Below are 329 nucleotides of genomic sequence, written 5' to 3'. Positions count from 1 at the left end.
CAACGTGAGCAATAATGGCAATGTTGCGCAGATCTTTCATATGGTAATTATCACTTTGGGGAAGTAACCAAAACTGGATTATTTCGATTACCACCAAATCGGGCGCGAAGGTAACCCTTTTTAGGTACTTTTAGGAGACCTTGGTGAAAATAAATTTCCTTGCTAATGTTTTTTAACTATTTGATAACTAGCTTGTTGAGAAGAAACAATGCTAAATCACGGGTGATTCCTGACAAAAGTTTGCGAAAATGAATTTTACCAAATATTAAGGTGCTTATTACCAATTTAGGAGAAGTTATCTTGTTGTTGTCCTTTGTTGAGATTAACCA

The sequence above is a fragment of the Lewinella sp. genome (genome assembly GCF_050633125.1).
Taxonomy (GTDB): Bacteria; Bacteroidota; Bacteroidia; order Chitinophagales; family Saprospiraceae; genus Lewinella.
The sequence above is the reverse complement of the archived record's forward strand: the minus strand, read 5'-3'. Positions refer to the sequence as shown.